Genomic DNA, 17,455 nt, shown 5'->3' with positions numbered 1-17,455 from the left:
ATGGACTATATTCGAGTATATTGGGGCTGTTTCGGCCCTTTCAATGGCATAAATGTAAAAAAGGAGCCCAATTGGACTCCTTTATTCGTACATTCATTGCAGATGGGCAATTATTGGTCGCCGCTGGCCGCCTGAGATTCGGTCTGTTCGTAAATCAGGATCGGTGCAGACTCGCCCTTCACCACGGACTCATCCACCACAGCCTTGCTCACACCCTGTTGGGACGGCAAGTCATACATGGTATCCAGCAGAATACCTTCTACAATCGAGCGCAGACCACGGGCACCTGTCTTGCGTGACATGGCCTTTTGAGCGATTGCCTTCAGGGCGTCTTCACGGAATTCAAGCTCAACGTTTTCCATCTCGAACAGGGCCGCATATTGCTTGGTAAGTGCGTTCTTGGGCTCTGACAGAATTTGGATAAGTGCGTCTTCATCCAGCTCTGCCAGGGTAGCGACTACAGGCAAACGACCGATGAACTCAGGGATAAGACCGTATTTAACCAGATCTTCCGGCTCAACCTGCGAGAGAATGTCAGACATACTCTCTTTTTCTTCCTTGCCCTTTACTTGAGCACCGAAACCAATACCGCTACCGGTATGGGTGCGTTGCTCAATCACCTTCTCGAGGCCGGCGAAAGCGCCACCACAGATAAAGAGGATCTTGGAGGTATCAACCTGCAAAAACTCCTGCTGCGGATGTTTACGGCCACCCTGTGGCGGCACGGCAGCAACGGTCCCTTCAATAAGTTTCAGCAGCGCTTGCTGCACGCCTTCACCACTCACATCACGGGTGATGGAGGGGTTGTCGGACTTGCGGCTGATTTTATCGATTTCATCGATGTAGACGATGCCACGCTGGGCCTTTTCCACATCGTAGTCGCACTTTTGCAGCAGCTTTTGAATGATGTTCTCAACGTCTTCACCCACATAACCGGCTTCGGTCAACGTAGTGGCGTCGGCCATGGTGAAAGGTACATTGAGGAAACGCGCCAGCGTTTCAGCCAACAGGGTCTTACCACTACCGGTTGGACCAATCAGCAGAATGTTACTCTTACCCAGCTCTACCCCATCTTTGGGGCCAGCATTACGCAAGCGCTTATAGTGGTTGTACACTGCCACCGACAGCACCTTCTTGGCCTTTTCCTGGCCAATGACGTAGTCATCAAGGTGTGCTCTCAGTTCGTGAGGCGTTGGCAGCTTGTCCTGATCCCGCTTTGGCGAAATCTCTTTAATCTCTTCGCGAATAATGTCGTTGCACAACTCAACACACTCGTCGCAGACGTACACGGATGGTCCGGCGATCAGCTTTCGCACTTCGTGCTGGCTCTTTCCGCAGAAAGAGCAATACAGCAGTTTGCCGCCATCACCAGTCTTGTTCTCACCCATTAGTTTACCCCGTTTGCGACCTGTCAGTCGCTTGTCTCTCTATCTCAACCTTTCAATCTGAGCTTAGCCCAGAGCGATGCAAAAATCAGCGACTGGTCAGCACTGAATCGATCAGACCGTACTCAACGGCCTGGGTTGCACTCATGAAATTATCGCGGTCAGTGTCACGCTCAATCACTTCCATTGGCTGCCCTGTGTGGTGCGATAACATCTGGTTGAGTTTGTGTTTGATACCCAAAATTTCCTGCGCATGGATAGCGATATCCGATGCCTGTCCCTGGAAACCACCTAAAGGCTGGTGGATCATTACCCTGGAATTGGGCAAACAATGGCGCATGCCTTTTTCACCACCGGCAAGCAGGAAAGCGCCCATACTGCAGGCCTGACCGATACAAACGGTGCTGACCTTGGGCTTAATGAACTGCATAGTATCGTAAATTGCCATACCCGCAGTCACGCTGCCACCCGGTGAGTTGATGTAGAGATAAATCTCTTTATCTGGGTTTTCGGATTCCAGAAACAGTAGCTGCGCAACAATCAGGTTAGCCATGTGCTCTTCAACCTGCCCCACCAGGAAGATGACTCGCTCTTTCAGCAGACGTGAATAGATATCGTAGGAACGCTCACCTTTTGCGGTTTGTTCCACCACCATGGGCACGAGCGCATTGAATACTGATTCCGGTGCGTTATGCATTTATCCCTTCCCTAAATAAAAATGGCCCGCATGAGGAGCCTCATACGAGCCATTATAAATGGCTTAACGCCAATCAAGTCAAGCTGCGGTTAAGCGCGGCCGGTAGCCTTGTTCATAAATTCTTCAAAAGCAACTTCCTTCTCGGTCACTTTTGCAGATTTCAGCAGAGCTTCAACGGCTTGCTCTTCCAGAGCCACGTTGCGCATGTTCTGCATCAGCTCTTTGTTGCCGTTGTAGTATTCAATCACTTCGGCTGGATCTTCGTAGGCAGAAGCCATAGAAGCGATCAGCGCCTGAACGCGTTCTTCTTCTACTTTCAGCTCGGTAGATTTGATAACTTCACCCAGCAGCAGGCCCACTTTTACACGGCGCTCGGCTTGCTCAGCAAACAACTCGGCTGGCAGCTCAGGCATGTTGGCAGCATTGCCACCGAAACGCTGAACAGCTTGACGACGCAGTACGTTGATTTCGCCGTCGATCAGGGCCTTTGGCAGCTCGATGTCGTTGGCGGCCAGCAGACCGTTGATCACCTGCTCTTTCACGTTGGCTTTCAGGGCCTGTTCCAGCTCACGGCTCATGTTCTTGCGGATTTCGGCCTTTAGAGCCTCAACGCCGCCATCGGTGATACCGAACAGCTTGGCAAACTCGTCGTTTACTTCTGGCAGGTTAGCCGCTTTCACCTCAGTCAGGGTGATAGCGAACTTGGCCGCTTTGCCCTTCAGGTTTTCAGCGTGGTATTCCTCAGGGAAGGTCACGTCGATTTCGAATTCTTCACCGGCCTTGTGGCCTTTGATGCCTTCTTCGAAGCCAGGGATCATACGACCGCTGCCCAGTTGCAGCTCAAAGCCTTCGGCCTTGCCACCCTGGAACTCTTCTCCGTCTACGCTGCCAACAAAGTTGATAACGACTTTGTCGCCTTCTTCAGCAGCGCGCGGGGCGGCGTCGAAGGTAGCATGTTGCTTGCGCAGGGTTTCGATCATGCTGTCTACGTCAGCATCGGTCACATCAGCTTTTGGCTGTTCAACTTCGATAGCATCCAGACCTTTGAGTTCTACTTCTGGATACACTTCAAAAGTGGCAACAAATTCAAACTTGTCGGCATCGCTTGCACCTGGCATGAAAGTAGGTGCGCCAGCTGGATTCAGCTTCTCGGCGATGATGGCTTCAACAAAATTGCGCTGCATGATTTCGCCAGTCACGTCCTGACGGATAGCGGCGCCGTAGCGCTTGCTGACAACGCTCATAGGTACTTTACCAGGACGGAAACCAGGGATACGGGCACGCTTGGCTTCGCGCTTCAGGCTCTCGTTAACCAGTTTTTCGATCTGCTCGGCAGGTACAGAGATGGTCAGGCGACGCTCTAAGCCTTGAGTTGTTTCAACAGAAACTTGCATTGTTTTACCTCGAAATATGTCTAACGTCCTTTGTAAATAGCCGAGTGTTCAACTATTAAGGTGTTCGTTTCTTGATCTTTGAAATTGACTTTAATGCCTGTCACGACGGGCGCGTCGGCACTGGTCGCTCATGGTTGACAGTTATCAAGACGCGACATTATAGCCACCGATATTGCTTGAGTCGAGCCTGAAACCGGCGATTAAGGCTAGAAAAAAAGCGGCCATTGGCCGCTTTTTAACCTTCTGAAGAAGTGGGGTGACTGATGGGGCTCGAACCCACGACAACCGGAATCACAATCCGGGACTCTACCAACTGAGCTACAGTCACCACTGAATTTTATGGCACGCCCGGCAGGATTCGAACCTGCGACCATCCGCTTAGAAGGCGGATGCTCTATCCAACTGAGCTACGGGCGCAAGGTATCAACAATCGTTGAAGCCTATCCGGGGAGTCGACGCATACCTGCATCAACTTATAATTTGGTCGGTGATAGAGGATTCGAACCTCTGACCCTCTGCTCCCAAAGCAGATGCGCTACCGGACTGCGCTAATCACCGAAATCGTTCTGTTATCGACGCCTTGCGTTAGAACGGAGCGCATCTTATCCCCTCACCTGACACCCGTCAACGATTTTTTTAAGGCTAAAATCTGCCTGGCGAATTATAGAACAATACAGAGTTATCGGGATTTGCCGCCAATGGGGACAATGACACTGTGGCCCTTGGCTGTTAGAATGTGCGCGCTAAAAACTTCAGGCTGGTTTACCACAGTCGAATACAGGAAGCCCTACACCCATGACAGCCCAAAATATCGATGGCAAGGCCATTGCCCGTGCCATTCGCACTACCCTCAGCGACAAGGTAAAAGCCCGTAAAGAGGCCGGCCAGCGCATTCCGGGTCTTGCCGTAATCCTGGTGGGGTTGGATCCCGCCTCCCAGGTCTATGTTGGTTCCAAGCGCAAGGCCTGCGAAGAGGTCGGATTCTTATCCCAGTCCTTTGACCTGCCCGACACCACCAGCGAGGACGATCTGCTGGCGCTGATTGACCGCTGCAATGAAGACCCGGCCATCGATGGCATTCTGGTGCAATTGCCACTGCCTGCGCACATTGACTCTTCCAAGGTGATTGAACGTATTCGCCCCGATAAAGATGTCGATGGTTTCCACCCTTATAATGTGGGCAGATTGGCACAGCGCATTCCTGTGCTGCGCTCCTGCACCCCTATGGGCATCATGACCCTTATCCGCTCTACCGGCGTGGATACCTATGGTCTGGATGCCGTCGTGGTTGGTGCCTCCAATATCGTGGGCCGCCCCATGACACTGGAGTTGCTGCTGGCAGGCTGCACCACCACCACCTGCCATCGCTTTACCAAAAACCTCGAAGATAAGGTGCGTCAGGCTGACTTGCTGGTTGTGGCCGTGGGTAAACCCCACTTTATTCCCGGCGACTGGATTAAGCCCGGTGCCATTGTGATTGACGTGGGTATCAACCGTCTCGATGACGGCCGCTTGGTAGGGGATGTTGAATTCGACGTGGCGGCAGAACGTGCAGCCTTTATCACTCCAGTGCCTGGTGGCGTGGGGCCAATGACCATTGCGAGTCTGTTGGAAAACACCCTCTATGCCGCTGAGAACTATCACGACTGAGTGGTGATACCTTTACTATGGCAAAAGTTGCCAGCGTAACGGCAGCAACATAACGATGTACCAATAAAAACGCCTGCAATTGCAGGCGTTTTTATTGGTACTCAGAAGCAGTTTACTTCTTTCGCCAGGTAGTCCCTTCCGGGCCATCTTCAAGCACTACGCCGAGGGCGTTCAAGCGGTCACGGGCCACGTCGGCAGCAGGCCAGTCCTTCTCGGCGCGGGCACGGTTGCGCTCAACGATCAGTGCTTCAATTTCAGCCACTTCGTCGGCATTACCTTCGCCCTGGAGAAAAGCCTCAGGTGTTGAAGACAAAATGCCCAGTACTTCGGCAAGCTCTTTGAGTGCCACACCCAATTGGGATGCTGCGGCCATGTCGCTGGTTTTCAGACGGTTAATTTCACGCACCATGTCAAAGAGCACTGAATAGGCTTCTGGGGTGTTGAAGTCATCGTCCATTGCGGCCATAAAGCGGCTGACAAACTCATCAGCACCAGCGGCTTCGACGGTCAGATCCAGACCTTTGAGTGCGGTATACATACGCTCGAGAGAAGCACGAGCCTGTTTCAAATTGTCTTCGCTGTAATTCAGCTGGCTGCGATAGTGGCCGGAAAGCAGGAAATAGCGCACGGTTTGGGCATCGTAATGTGCAAGCACATCACGGATGGTGAAGAAGTTGCCAAGGGACTTGGACATCTTCTCGCGGTCAACCATCACCATACCTGTGTGCATCCAGGTGTTCACATATGGTGTGTCATGGGCGCAGCAGGACTGGGCAATTTCGTTTTCATGGTGCGGGAACTGCAAATCACTGCCACCGCCATGGATGTCGAAATGAAGCCCCAGATGTTTGCTGTTCATGGCCGAGCACTCGATGTGCCAACCTGGACGACCCGGACCCCACGGCGAATCCCAGGTAGGCTCGCCGGGTTTGGACATCTTCCACAGCACGAAATCCATTGGATTACGTTTGTTTTCATCCACTTCAACGCGAGCACCGGCTTGCAGCTGCTCGAGGTCCTGCCCTGACAGGCGGCCGTATGCGGCATACGAGGACACATCAAACAGCACGTCGCCATCGGCAGCGACATACGCATGACCACGGTCGAGCAAACGGGTCACCATGTCGATGATTTCGTCGATGTGAAGGGTTGCGCGGGGTTCGAAGCTTGGACGCACCATGTTTAGCGCGTCGAAATCGGCATGCATTTCACCAATTAAACGCTCAGTGAGGCTGTCACAGCTCTCGCCATTTTCGTTGGCGCGCTTGATGATCTTGTCATCCACGTCGGTGATATTGCGCTGGTAATTTACCTCGTAACCGCGGTAACGCAGATAACGCACAATCATGTCAAAACACACAAAAGTACGACCATGGCCGATGTGGCACAGGTCATAGATCGTCACACCACAAACATACATGCCAATTTTGCCTGGCTGTATGGGTTTAAACTCCTCTTTTTGACGACTGATACTATTGTATATCTTCAACATTCTTGCTCTCTTTCCGCTAAGCACTGGGTGTAAAATCAGGCCTGTGAGTCTATCATGCTCCAAAGCCCTTGAATACTGCACTTTCAGGGCCGTTCCAGATAAGTTAGAATCCGCCGACACTTTCAAATGAGTACCGCAACGATGATCACATTGCACACCAACTTTGGCGATATCAAAATCGCCCTGAACCACGAAAAAGCACCGGTCACTGCCGAAAACTTCCAACGCTATGCCAGCGAAGGATTCTTCGATGGCACTATTTTCCACCGTGTTATCGATGGCTTTATGATCCAGGGCGGCGGTTTTACCGAAGATATGGTGCAAAAGCGCACCCATGAGCCAGTGAAAAATGAAGCCAACAACGGTCTGTCCAACAAGGTTGGCACTATCGCCATGGCCCGTACTTCCGATCCGCATTCGGCGACGGCCCAGTTCTTCATCAACGTAAATGACAACACCTTCCTGGACTTCAAATCGGAATCCATGCAGGGCTGGGGTTACTGCGTGTTCGGTGAAGTAGTTGAAGGTATGGACGTAGTAAACGCCATCAAGGGCGTAAACACCGGCAACCGCGGCATGCATCAGGACGTTCCGCTGGAAGCCGTTGTTATTCAAAAGGTCAGCATCGAAGGCTAATTCAGGTCAGATGCGCACCCTCTTTATCGGCGATCTGCATTTGAGTGCAGATCGCCCCGATATTACCTCGGCCTTTCGTCGCTTTCTCTCACAGTCCTTCGATGATGTGGATGCCCTGTATATTCTGGGTGATCTGTTTGAAGTGTGGGTGGGTGATGATATTGCGGAGCCCTTCGCACTGGATATCGCGGCCGATATTGCTGCGCTCAGCCACAAGCTGCCAATTTATTTCATTCACGGAAACCGTGATTTCTTAATTGGGAAGCAGTTTGCAGCTATCAGTAAGATGCAGCTACTTGATGAAGTGCATCAAATCAACCTCTACGGCATTCCCACGCTGCTGCTTCACGGCGACAGCCTCTGCACCCTCGACAAGGGTTACCAGCGCTTTCGCTGGTTCAGAAACCAGCCCTGGGTGAAGTGGATTTACAGCAAGTTATCCCAAAGTAAGCGATTGAGCATCGCCGCTAATCTCAGGGCCAAAAGCAAGGCTGGCAATCAGCTGAAGAGTCAGTACATCATGGATGCCGAACCCCATGCGGTTGCAGACCTGTTGCAAAAGCACAGCTGCAGGCAAATGATCCACGGCCATACTCACAGACCGGCCATACACCATGAAAGTGCCGGTACCCGTATTGTCGTGGGAGACTGGTACAGCCAAAGCAGCGTATTGGAAATGACTGCCGAAGGACCCAACCTTCAGGCTAAGCCCCTTGGCGGCAGCTGAAACCTGGTGCCAACTAAAAGCGCTCAGGTATTCGGCACCCCGCTGTGAAAGCGAAACTCGTCATCTGCACCTTGAATCAACGCCGCTTCCACCCCGGCGAAGTAAGCGATGCGCTGGTCTATATTTTCCCCCGCAATCATCTCGGCAAGGGTCAAATAATCCTGATAATGCCGGGCCTCTGAACGTAAAAGCGACACGTAAAATCGCTCAAGCTCTTCATCCATAAAGGGGGCGAGTTTGGCGAAACGCTCACAGGAGCGGGCCTCGATAAAGGCACCTACGATAAGCTTATCGACAAGAGTTGCAGGCTCACTGGTACGCACATGACTCATCATGCCCTTGGCATAGCGTCCTGCGTTGATATTGGTATAGGGAATATCTCTGGCATGCATGATTTCAAGCACCTGCTCGAAATGATGAAACTCTTCCTTAATCAAGCGAACCATTCTGGCGATTAGTTCGTCGCCAAATGCAACGCCTGATTTGGGTTTAAGCTCTGTAGCCAGTTCGTTCTTTTTCCCGGTGCGGGCCAGGAAGGCCTTCATATCCCTGTCTTTGTGATAGACAAATTCTTCATAAGGCTTTGCCCAGGCAAGCAGCGCCGAACTGTACTCAGGGTCTACCGCATATTTGCGGATTAAGAACAGGGCAGTTTGTGCGGCTTTCAGCTCGCAGTTGCAATGGTCAACCAAAATCGACTGTAACACACCGGGGTCTTTGGCTTTCTCAATCCAGGCATCAGGAGTTTCGCAGGCTAGAAATCCTCTGACTGGCGCCAACAACTGCTCTATCACACAATTTCCCTCATTTATTAAAACCCGCCATTCTACTGACTTAGCTCGCGCGTTAACAGTAGCAAGATTTACCCACCTTGACGGATGTCAATTTTTGTTCAATAAATAATCTCAGAGCTGTAACAGGCTCGTCTGCAGTTTGGCGAGCACGGGGATCACTGCTGAACAAGGATAATTATAATGGTACTGAATCACTTATTGGGGCTATACACTCATCCAAAAGAAGAGTGGCACACAATTGAAAAGAACCACGAAGCACTGAAAAGCAGCATGAGTCATCTTTTGCTCATCGCACTCATTCCACCTATTTGCAGTTACTTTGCCATGGCCCATATCGGCTGGAATCCGGGCGCAGGAGAGCCTTTATTCCTGACCAGTCAAAGTGCCATTTATATGTCCGTTGGTATGTATTTTGGCTTGATAGCCGGTGTATTTGGACTTGCCTACCTGGCACATTGGATGGCCATTACCTTCGATGCCAAACCTGACTTTACCCAAGCTCTCGAATTGGCAACCTACACTGCCACCCCCCTCTTTATGGTGGGCCTGTCGGCGCTCTATCCTGTGCTTTGGTTTATGATGGTGGTTGGCCTGATTGGTCTGGCTTACTCGGTTTACCTGCTATACACCGGCGTACCCATTATCATGAACATCCCTGAAGAAAAAGGCTTTATTTACGCGAGTTCTGTGGTGACCGCAGGTCTTGTTTTGCTGGTTGCTCTGATGGCTGGCAGCGTAATTTTGTGGAGCCTGGGCTTTGGCCCAATGCTGCAGTAATTTAAAGCAACAGAGAGTTTTTCACCGAAAAAAAAGGCGCCATTGGCGCCTTTTAAGTTATCTGCTCAATAATCAGAAGGATTCGCGCAGAGCCACCGTCAGGTTAAACACCAACTTGCCCGGAGCCGAGTCTTTGCTGTCGGCGCAGAAGTAGCCTTCACGCTCAAACTGATATGCCTGAGAGGCTTTGGCGTTGGCCAGCGGCGCCTCAGCAAAGCCGTGCACCACTTCCAACGAGGCTGGGTTCAGCACTTCATCCACGGTCTCAGCAGCGGCCGGATTCGCATCGATGAACAGGCGATCGTACAGGCGGAACTCAGCAGGCAGCGCAGTGGTGGCTTCTACCCAGTGAATAACACCTTTCACCTTACGGCCATCACTTGGGTTTTGGCCCAGAGTCTCAGGATCATAGGTGCAGTAAACGGTGGTGACATTGCCTTCGGCATCTTTTTCGCAGCGCTCGGCTCGAATCACATAAGCATTACGCAGACGCACTTCCTTGCCCAGCACCAAACGCTTGTACTGTTTGTTGGCTTCTTCGCGGAAGTCGGCGGCGTCGATGTAAATCTCACGGCCGAACGCCAGCTCACGCTCACCCATCTCTTCGAGGTTGGGGTGCACAGGCGCCTTCACATACTCAAGCTCTGGAGCGGTGAAGTTTTCGATGATCACCTTAATAGGGCGAATAACGGCCATGGCGCGTGGGGCATTTTCGTTGAGGTCTTCACGAATACAGGCTTCAAGCATGCCTACTTCAACCAGGTTGTCCTGCTTGGTCACACCAATGCGCTGACAAAACTCGCGGATAGACGCTGGCGTGTAACCACGGCGACGCAGACCGGCGATGGTTGGCATGCGAGGGTCGTCCCAACCGGACACCAGACCACGTACCACCAAGTCGTTCAGCTTGCGCTTGGACATCAGGGTGTATTCAAGATTCAGACGGGAAAACTCGTACTGACGGGTACGGTTAGGCGCCTGGAAATCATTGAGGTTATCCAGCACCCAGTCGTACAGACGACGGTTGTCCTGGAACTCCAGCGTACACAGCGAATGGGTGATGTTTTCCAGCGCGTCTGAAATACAGTGGGTAAAGTCGTACATCGGATAGATGCACCACTTGTCACCGGTCTGGTGGTGATGGGCAAACTTCACGCGGTAAATCACAGGGTCGCGCATACACATAAAGGGCGACGCCATATCGATTTTGGCACGCAGTACGCACTCACCTTCTTTGAAGCCACCGTCGCGCATCTTTTCAAACAGCGCCAGGTTTTCTTCGGGAGAGGTGTCACGATAAGGGCTGTTACGGCCCGGCTCTTTCAGAGTGCCACGGTATTCGCGGGTTTCCTCGGCATTGAGAAAACACACATAAGCCAGGCCCTTGTTGATCAATTCAACTGCATAGCCGTAAAGCTCATCGAAATAGTTGGATGAATAGCGAACCTCGCCATCCCACTGGAATCCGAGCCACTTAACGTCTTCCTGAATTGAGTTGACATAGTCGATGTCTTCTTTTTCAGGATTGGTATCATCAAAACGCAGGTTGCACTGGCCCTTGTAATCCTCTGCGATACCGAAGTTCAGGCAGATGGATTTGGCGTGACCAATGTGCAGATAGCCGTTTGGCTCCGGCGGAAAACGTGTGTGCACACTGGTGTGCTTACCGCTGGCCAAATCTTCATCTATGATGTTGCGAATGAAGTTACTGGGACGTACTTCGTTGTCCACGTGACTCATGGAGTTCCTCTTGCAAACAGTGGCAAATTTTTCAAAACCTGCATGATCCTACAGAAACCTGCCGCTGACAATGCCCGCACATAAAAAACTGCCCGCTTCAGGGCGTTGCTATTAAAAAAGCAGCCCGCGGGCTGCTTTTTTGATTTCGCGTTGATGCTCATCATTCTGTGATGATGCGTATCCCGGGAATAATCTGTTGGGTCTTACGACCTTTTTGCTTCAGATAGATGAAGAAGGCTATCAAAGCACCGGCAATAACGGCAGTCCAGAGCAGGGTTTGCAGTGGATGCACGGCCACATTGCCCCACTGATACACCAGAGTTGCTGTGCCATAAGCCAGGCCAAAGGTCCAGGTTGCTGCAAAAACAGCCCACCCCTTACCAAACTCGTTTACCAGCGCGCCCATCGCTGCTACACACGGGGTGTAAAGCAGCACAAACACCAGATAAGAGAAAGCAGCAAGCTGACCACTGAATCCAGACTGCAGAGCGCTGAAGGTTGAGCGGTCAACGCCCTGCTCTTCTGCTGCAGTATCCACACTGGATACATCGCCCACCGACATGGACATAGGATCTTCAGGAGCAATACCCAGCAAGTTTGCAGGAATAGTGGCAAGCGCCTCACTGACAGACTCAGACAGCGGCGTAAGCCCTTCTTCGTCAGCACCGGGGGTGCTGTAAAGGCTGTTCAGGGTACCCACTACCGCTTCTTTGGCAAAAATCCCTGTGATGATACCCACTGTGGCAGGCCAGTTGCCTTCTTCAATCCCCATGGGTGAAAAAATGGGTGTAACCTTCTGACTCACCACGCTAAGCACAGACTCGCTGCTGTCTTCATGGCCAAAGGTGCCATCCACGCCAACGGCGTTGATAAAGTTCAGCAGGGTGACCACCAGCACAATGGTTTTACCGGCGCCAAGGATAAAGCTTTTGGTACGCTTGCCAGTACGGGATACCACAGCCTTAAATTTAGGCATCTCGTAGTTTGGCAGCTCCATTACCACGGCGCTGCTCACACCCGGCAACAGGGTGCTTCGCAGCAAAAGCCCGGTGCCAATGGCAGCGATAATACCGATGATATAAAGCAGGAACACCAGATTCTGGCCTGACTCAGGGAAGAAAGCCGCCGCAAACAGCGCGTACACCGGCAGACGTGCTCCACAGGACATAAAGGGTGCCATCATACCGGTTACAATACGCTCACGTTCACTGCCCAGAGTACGGGTAGCCATGATGGCGGGTACTGAGCAGCCAAAGCCAACAATCATGGGCACAAACGCCTTGCCTGGCAAACCGATGCGGCGCATCAGTCCGTCCACTACAAAGGCGGCGCGGGACATATAGCCAGAGCTTTCCAACACCGACAACGCCAGAAACAACGCCATAATCACCGGAATAAAGGTAGCGACTGTTTGAATGCCCTGACCAATACCACCGGCCAGCAGGGTAACAAGCCACTCTGGCGCGCCCCAATTGCCAAGCAGGGCGCCAAAGTGGTCAACAAACAAGGCGCCGGCGGTAATATCGAAAAAATCAATAAAGGCACTGCCCACGTTAATGGCGAACATGAACATCAGATACATGACCAGCAGGAACACGGGTACGCCCAACACCGGGTGTAACACCAGTCCGTCCAGACGGTCACTTAAGGTAGGCGCGTCATCATTGGCAACAGCCGCACGATAAACGCGCTCAACAAAATTAAAGCGTGTCGTGGCCACCATCAATTCGATGTCCAGCCCCTTGGCCTTAAGACCATCGGCGCAGCGGCTTACTTCCGATTCAAACTCGCTGTTCTTGCACTGGCCACAGCCCAAACCGTTGCCCAGCATGGCAAGCGCACGGCCACGGCTAAGGCCGTTATCTTTTTCCATAAGTTCAGCGACGGCGCGCTCAATGGCACTCTCATAACCCAGCATCAAGGGGGCTTCTGAGACCTTGCCTTCCAACAGAGCAACAACCTGCTCCTGCACCTTGAGAACGTCTTTCGCTTCTCTGGCGCATACGGCAATCACGGGACAGCCCAGCTCCTGAGACATCTTTTGAATATCGACATGGACACCACGTTTCAGGGCGATGTCGATTTTATTGACCACCACCACCATGGGGATGCCAAGCTCGCGCAGTTGCACGGTGAGATACAGATGGCGCTCAATGTTGGTGGCATCTATCAGATTAATAATGCCATCCATATGCTGTTCAGCCAGATACTGCTGGGCGATTTGTTCATCGAGGGAACAATCGCAGCTCTTACCCGCAGGCAGAATGTCATAAATACCAGGCAAATCAGTGAGGTATACATCAGCGCCGCTCAGACTGAAATGGCCAGTTTTCTTTTCTACCGTTACCCCTGACCAATTACCCACTTGTTGGTTGGCACCGGTCAAGGCATTAAAAAGGGTGGACTTACCGGCATTGGGATTACCAACGGTGACACAGTGAAATTGCTTAGCCATGAACGACTCCCGCCTCAATTGGATTGACCTCAATGATTTGAGCCAACTCCAGACGCATACAAAGCTTACTGCCGCGGATATCGAGCTCTATACCACTGCCCAGGGGTGCCTTACGGATAAAAGTCAAACGGGTGTTGGGTGTTATCCCCATCGACAGCAATTTACGTTTAACTGTTTGAGGCAGGTCCAAATGCCCTACTTCGGCGATTACGGCTTTATCGCCCGGGCGAAGGTCACTCAATTTCATTAACAAGGTCCACCCTGCTTAATCTCAATCATCGACTGACAGGCATTCTAACCAAGTCCATCAGTGGATAATCGTACCTGGATCAACTTTCTGACTGGTAACGATAATAATTTTCAATTAGTCGCCAATTATGCGGCAAAAGATACGCAGAATAAATGCCTGATATGAACTAATTCGGAACAGCACCTAGACCAACCAGAGATTCACGGCGTGACACTCATCACACTTTCTCCATAATCCTTGAAAAATCAGACTAATTATTAATAACTGGATGCGGCGGTGTTAATGACTTGTCGCAAATTTAAACTACACTTTTGCATTAGTGCTTCGCTCAATTACTCAATTAGCGAACCATAAATAACTATAAACCCGAACGCGCCTCAGGAAGTATGAGAATGAAGATGGAAATCCCCTTGCAATGCAGGATGCTGACCCTGTGTCTGCTGAGCCTGCTGTTTTCGTTTCAGGCAGCAGCAACGCCCTGGAAAGACATGCCGCCGTCAGAGGTTGAGGCGACGCTCGACAAAAAGTTCGCCGAAGGCAAGTACTCCCCAAAGGGTGCTGACAGCTGTTTGATGTGCCACAAGAAGAGCGCAACCGTCATGGCGCTGTTCGACAACGTCCACGGCAGTACCCACTCCAGCGCGTCCCCCATGGCCGATCTCCAATGCGAAGCCTGCCACGGCCCTATGGGCAACCACAACAAGGGCGGTAAGGAACCGATGATCACCTTCGGTAAAGACGCCCCGGTCGCCGCCGACAAACAAAACAGCGTGTGCCTTTCCTGCCATCAGGACGACAAGCGTATGGCCTGGGAAGGCAGCCATCACAACAGCGCTGACATTCCCTGCGCAAGCTGCCACCTGATCCATACTGCCAAGGATCCGGTTCAGCAAAGAGCCACCGAAGTCGAGGTGTGTACTGCGTGTCATCTCGAACAAAAGGCCGATATCCACAAGCGCTCCAGTCATCCAGTCGAAAACGGCCAGATGGTGTGCAGTGACTGCCACAATCCCCACGGAAGCCTGGGTGAGTCCAGCCTTAAGCAGATGAGCATCAATGAGAATTGCTATGCCTGCCACGCCGAAAAACGCGGTCCCAAACTCTGGGAACACGCCCCGGTAACAGATAACTGCGCCAGTTGCCATCAGGTGCATGGCAGCGTCAACGAAGCCATGCTGACGATTAAGGCACCTCAGCTGTGTCAGCAATGCCATGCCAGTGTTGGCCACACCGCCAATGCCCAGTTCGGCACGGCACCCAGTGCCTTTACCGCCGGACAGAGCTGTATGAACTGCCACAGTCAGGTCCACGGCTCAAATCATCCATCCGGCAAGCTGCTGCAGCGCTAAGGAGACTCAAATGAAACCCCATTTCTCCCCCACGCTGAGCCTGATAGCTTCCGCCATACTCCTGGGGATGTCCGGACAGGTCTTGGCGGGTTACGGCTTGAAAGACGCCAACCGCAGCACAGTAAAAAAAGAAGCCTGGGTTTGCAAAGGATGTGAAATCAAGTCGGAATCCACCTCAGCCATCACCGCCGGCGTAGCCTGGCAGGACGGCGAAAACAGCCACTTTGCCAACACCACAGGCACAGACGCCGATGGAGCCACCGGTTTTGTCAGCGCCGACATTCAACACCGCGGCGACAAGGATTACCGACTCGACTTCCAGGCCGACAAGCTGGGATTTGATGCATCCAGCGCCAGGCTCGCCATCAAAAAGCCCGGCCACTACCAGTTTTATCTCGACTATCGTGCGCTCGCCCGGTACGACACCAATCAAGGCGTAACGCCTTACAGCGCTGAGGGCGACCTGCTGGTATTGCCGGATAACTGGCAAACCGCCGGCACCACCGCAGGCATGACACGGCTGCAGGATGCACACACGGTGAAACTGGAGAAAAAACGTCAGCGCTTTGAACTTGGCGGTGCCGTTACCGGTGACAGTTTTACCAGTGAACTCAACTTTCGGCACGAAACCCGCGAAGGCGCCCAGCGAAGCAGCGTTAACCTGCTGACCAATGCTGCCATGGTTGCCAAACCCATAGACGACAGCACAGACACCCTCGATGCCAAGGTATATTGGCGCGGTGACAGGTTTTTGGGTGGCATCAACGGCCAGATAAGCAAATACAGTAACGATCATCAGCGTCTTGCATTCGACAACGCCTTCTACCCTACCTTTGGTGCAGCCTATAACGGGCAAATGGCGGTTGATCCAGATAATCAGGCGTTTAGCCTGGGAACCGACCTGCAGTTTTTTGAAGGGGCGCAGCAGGCCATTATGCGAGCACGCTTCAGCCACCTGACCCAGGATGAGCCGCTGCTGAATGCCACAGTAACCGGCCCATCTCCTGCATTGCCTGTCATGAGCCCGGATACTCAGGTGGACCTGATGGAGCTGGGGCTTGCATACAGCAACAGGCTCAGCCGGGAATTCTCGGTGCGCGCCTCATATGATTTTCGCGACCGCGACAATAAAACCCCCGAGTACCTCTACCCACTGGTCACAACCGACAGCATCTATCGTGGTGAGTACTACAACAAAGGCTACGACAGAACCCGCCAGCTGCTGAAACTGGGTGCAAAATACCGCTTCAGCCGCCAATGGGATCTGGACACCCTATACCGCTACGACCACAACAGTTACAGCGAACTAAGCCGGGACTCGGTATTCGAAAACCACGTCGAGGCCACTGTTCGGGGGCAGATTATGGCAGGCTGGCGCGTCAGTCTTAAAGGCGAAGTCAGCGCCCGTCGTGGTGATAGCTACCAGACCAGCAGCAACACCCAGATGCCAAATCAGAGCGCCATGCGCCAGTATTTTCTTGCCGACAGGGACAAGCGCGAACTTCGCTTGATGACAGACCATTATTTCGCGGATGTATCGCTGCAATTCAATGTCCACTCGGGCAACGAAGACTACAGCGAGAGTGAGCTTGGCCTTGGCGAAGTGCAATACACAGGTTTTGGCATGAATGCCGGCTATCCATTGACTGAACATCTGCTATTGAACGGATTTTTGGGCATGGACTGGCGTGATACCACCCAGTTTGGCAGCAACTCCGGCGTCAGCCGCTGGACCGGCGAAAACCGGGATGAGCATACATCCGCCAGCCTTGGGCTGAAATGGCAAAACCTGATGGACAACAAACTCAGCCTAGGGCTCGACTATGGTTACAGCGATGGCAACAGTGACACCGAAGTCAGCCTGGGCCTGTCAAACATCTACGGTCCCTACAGCGCAACCCGCCATAACGTCAGTGCTTATGCCAATTACCAGCTCAGCGATGCCATGTCGCTCCGCATCGATTGGCTTTATGAGAACTACAGCGACATGGATTGGGGCAACGACGGACTCACACCGGACAGCATACCCAACCTGATCCTGCTTGGTTCACTGAGCCACGATTATCAGGCGCACTATCTCGGATTCAGTTTCAGTTATCAGTGGTAACA

Annotated in this window: 14 protein-coding genes and 3 tRNA genes; 6 read left to right on the top strand and 11 right to left on the bottom strand. The window is 52.4% G+C overall.

All coding sequences use genetic code 11. The features are described 5' to 3' along the window. Window positions 1–110: 110 nt before the first annotated feature. From clpX to SAMA_RS06400, 6 genes are all read right to left on the bottom strand, one after another. The gene (clpX, locus tag SAMA_RS06425) at window positions 111–1,388 is read right to left on the bottom strand and encodes an ATP-dependent protease ATP-binding subunit ClpX (RefSeq protein WP_011759341.1); all 1,278 of its coding nucleotides are present in this window, start codon (window positions 1,386–1,388) and stop codon (window positions 111–113) included. Between the two features lie 85 nt (window positions 1,389–1,473). Further along, window positions 1,474–2,082 carry an ATP-dependent Clp endopeptidase proteolytic subunit ClpP gene (gene clpP, locus SAMA_RS06420; RefSeq protein ID WP_011759340.1) on the bottom strand — a complete coding sequence of 203 codons (609 nt, stop codon included), beginning with the start codon at window positions 2,080–2,082 and terminating at the stop codon, window positions 1,474–1,476. A gap of 89 nt (window positions 2,083–2,171) precedes the next feature. Next, a complete protein-coding gene (gene tig / locus SAMA_RS06415) occupies window positions 2,172–3,476 on the bottom strand; it encodes a trigger factor (protein ID WP_011759339.1) in 1,305 nt (434 codons plus the stop codon). A 252-nt stretch (window positions 3,477–3,728) separates the two neighbouring features. Next, window positions 3,729–3,804: transfer RNA gene (locus SAMA_RS06410), tRNA-His, on the bottom strand. A 12-nt stretch (window positions 3,805–3,816) separates the two neighbouring features. After that, window positions 3,817–3,893, bottom strand: a tRNA-Arg gene (locus SAMA_RS06405). A gap of 64 nt (window positions 3,894–3,957) precedes the next feature. Then, window positions 3,958–4,034: transfer RNA gene (locus SAMA_RS06400), tRNA-Pro, on the bottom strand. Between the two features lie 237 nt (window positions 4,035–4,271). Here SAMA_RS06400 and folD point away from each other — a divergent pair. Further along, entirely contained in the window at window positions 4,272–5,126 is an 855-nt protein-coding gene (gene folD / locus SAMA_RS06395) for a bifunctional methylenetetrahydrofolate dehydrogenase/methenyltetrahydrofolate cyclohydrolase FolD (protein ID WP_011759338.1), read from the top strand. 112 nt (window positions 5,127–5,238) lie between these two features. Here folD and cysS read toward each other — a convergent pair whose 3' ends face one another. After that, window positions 5,239–6,618: a cysteine--tRNA ligase gene (gene cysS / locus SAMA_RS06390; RefSeq protein WP_011759337.1), complete on the bottom strand. Its 1,380-nt coding sequence runs from the start codon at window positions 6,616–6,618 to the stop codon at window positions 5,239–5,241. A 141-nt stretch (window positions 6,619–6,759) separates the two neighbouring features. Between cysS and SAMA_RS06385 the strand changes: the two genes are divergently transcribed. Next, window positions 6,760–7,254 carry a peptidylprolyl isomerase gene (locus SAMA_RS06385; RefSeq protein ID WP_041409708.1) on the top strand — a complete coding sequence of 165 codons (495 nt, stop codon included), beginning with the start codon at window positions 6,760–6,762 and terminating at the stop codon, window positions 7,252–7,254. A gap of 10 nt (window positions 7,255–7,264) precedes the next feature. After that, window positions 7,265–7,981: a UDP-2,3-diacylglucosamine diphosphatase gene (locus SAMA_RS06380; RefSeq protein ID WP_011759335.1), complete on the top strand. Its 717-nt coding sequence runs from the start codon at window positions 7,265–7,267 to the stop codon at window positions 7,979–7,981. A gap of 23 nt (window positions 7,982–8,004) precedes the next feature. Here SAMA_RS06380 and miaE read toward each other — a convergent pair whose 3' ends face one another. Beyond that, window positions 8,005–8,772 (bottom strand): tRNA isopentenyl-2-thiomethyl-A-37 hydroxylase MiaE, encoded by a 768-nt coding sequence (gene miaE, locus SAMA_RS06375; protein WP_041410194.1) that lies wholly within the window; start codon window positions 8,770–8,772, stop codon window positions 8,005–8,007. Window positions 8,773–8,955: 183 nt separating this feature from the next. Between miaE and SAMA_RS06370 the strand changes: the two genes are divergently transcribed. Then, a complete protein-coding gene (locus SAMA_RS06370; protein WP_011759333.1) occupies window positions 8,956–9,552 on the top strand; it encodes a Yip1 family protein in 597 nt (198 codons plus the stop codon). Window positions 9,553–9,624: 72 nt separating this feature from the next. On the opposite strand, the gene glnS is transcribed toward SAMA_RS06370, so the two are convergent. From glnS to SAMA_RS06355, 3 genes are all read right to left on the bottom strand, one after another. Continuing rightward, window positions 9,625–11,292 carry a glutamine--tRNA ligase gene (gene glnS / locus SAMA_RS06365; RefSeq protein WP_011759332.1) on the bottom strand — a complete coding sequence of 556 codons (1,668 nt, stop codon included), beginning with the start codon at window positions 11,290–11,292 and terminating at the stop codon, window positions 9,625–9,627. Window positions 11,293–11,452: 160 nt separating this feature from the next. Next, on the bottom strand, window positions 11,453–13,747 hold the full coding sequence (gene feoB / locus SAMA_RS06360; RefSeq protein ID WP_011759331.1) for a Fe(2+) transporter permease subunit FeoB: 2,295 nt from the start codon (window positions 13,745–13,747) through the stop codon (window positions 11,453–11,455). Further along, window positions 13,740–13,994 carry a FeoA family protein gene (locus SAMA_RS06355; RefSeq protein WP_011759330.1) on the bottom strand — a complete coding sequence of 85 codons (255 nt, stop codon included), beginning with the start codon at window positions 13,992–13,994 and terminating at the stop codon, window positions 13,740–13,742. The genes feoB and SAMA_RS06355 overlap by 8 nt, the downstream gene beginning before the upstream one ends. A gap of 395 nt (window positions 13,995–14,389) precedes the next feature. On the opposite strand from SAMA_RS06355, the gene SAMA_RS06350 reads away from it, so the two are divergent. Beyond that, a complete protein-coding gene (locus SAMA_RS06350) occupies window positions 14,390–15,346 on the top strand; it encodes a DmsE family decaheme c-type cytochrome (RefSeq protein WP_011759329.1) in 957 nt (318 codons plus the stop codon). A gap of 10 nt (window positions 15,347–15,356) precedes the next feature. After that, on the top strand, window positions 15,357–17,453 hold the full coding sequence (locus SAMA_RS06345; RefSeq protein WP_011759328.1) for an MtrB/PioB family decaheme-associated outer membrane protein: 2,097 nt from the start codon (window positions 15,357–15,359) through the stop codon (window positions 17,451–17,453). Window positions 17,454–17,455 lie beyond the last annotated feature (2 nt).

It is taken from the genome of Shewanella amazonensis SB2B (assembly GCF_000015245.1).
GTDB lineage: Bacteria > Pseudomonadota > Gammaproteobacteria > Enterobacterales > Shewanellaceae > Shewanella > Shewanella amazonensis.
The sequence above is the reverse complement of the archived record's forward strand: the minus strand, read 5'-3'. Positions and strand labels throughout refer to the sequence as shown.

What these genes read in the sequence shown, in the direction of transcription:
- clpX (WP_011759341.1), bottom strand. Translation starts at nt 1,388, where the DNA reads ATGGGTGAGAACAAGACTGGTGATGGCGGCAAACTGCTGTATTGCTCT.
- clpP (WP_011759340.1), bottom strand. Translation starts at nt 2,082, where the DNA reads ATGCATAACGCACCGGAATCAGTATTCAATGCGCTCGTGCCCATGGTG.
- tig (WP_011759339.1), bottom strand. Translation starts at nt 3,476, where the DNA reads ATGCAAGTTTCTGTTGAAACAACTCAAGGCTTAGAGCGTCGCCTGACC.
- folD (WP_011759338.1), top strand. Translation starts at nt 4,272, where the DNA reads ATGACAGCCCAAAATATCGATGGCAAGGCCATTGCCCGTGCCATTCGC.
- cysS (WP_011759337.1), bottom strand. Translation starts at nt 6,618, where the DNA reads ATGTTGAAGATATACAATAGTATCAGTCGTCAAAAAGAGGAGTTTAAA.
- SAMA_RS06385 (WP_041409708.1), top strand. Translation starts at nt 6,760, where the DNA reads ATGATCACATTGCACACCAACTTTGGCGATATCAAAATCGCCCTGAAC.
- SAMA_RS06380 (WP_011759335.1), top strand. Translation starts at nt 7,265, where the DNA reads ATGCGCACCCTCTTTATCGGCGATCTGCATTTGAGTGCAGATCGCCCC.
- SAMA_RS06370 (WP_011759333.1), top strand. Translation starts at nt 8,956, where the DNA reads ATGGTACTGAATCACTTATTGGGGCTATACACTCATCCAAAAGAAGAG.
- glnS (WP_011759332.1), bottom strand. Translation starts at nt 11,292, where the DNA reads ATGAGTCACGTGGACAACGAAGTACGTCCCAGTAACTTCATTCGCAAC.
- feoB (WP_011759331.1), bottom strand. Translation starts at nt 13,747, where the DNA reads ATGGCTAAGCAATTTCACTGTGTCACCGTTGGTAATCCCAATGCCGGT.
- SAMA_RS06355 (WP_011759330.1), bottom strand. Translation starts at nt 13,994, where the DNA reads ATGAAATTGAGTGACCTTCGCCCGGGCGATAAAGCCGTAATCGCCGAA.
- SAMA_RS06350 (WP_011759329.1), top strand. Translation starts at nt 14,390, where the DNA reads ATGAAGATGGAAATCCCCTTGCAATGCAGGATGCTGACCCTGTGTCTG.
- SAMA_RS06345 (WP_011759328.1), top strand. Translation starts at nt 15,357, where the DNA reads ATGAAACCCCATTTCTCCCCCACGCTGAGCCTGATAGCTTCCGCCATA.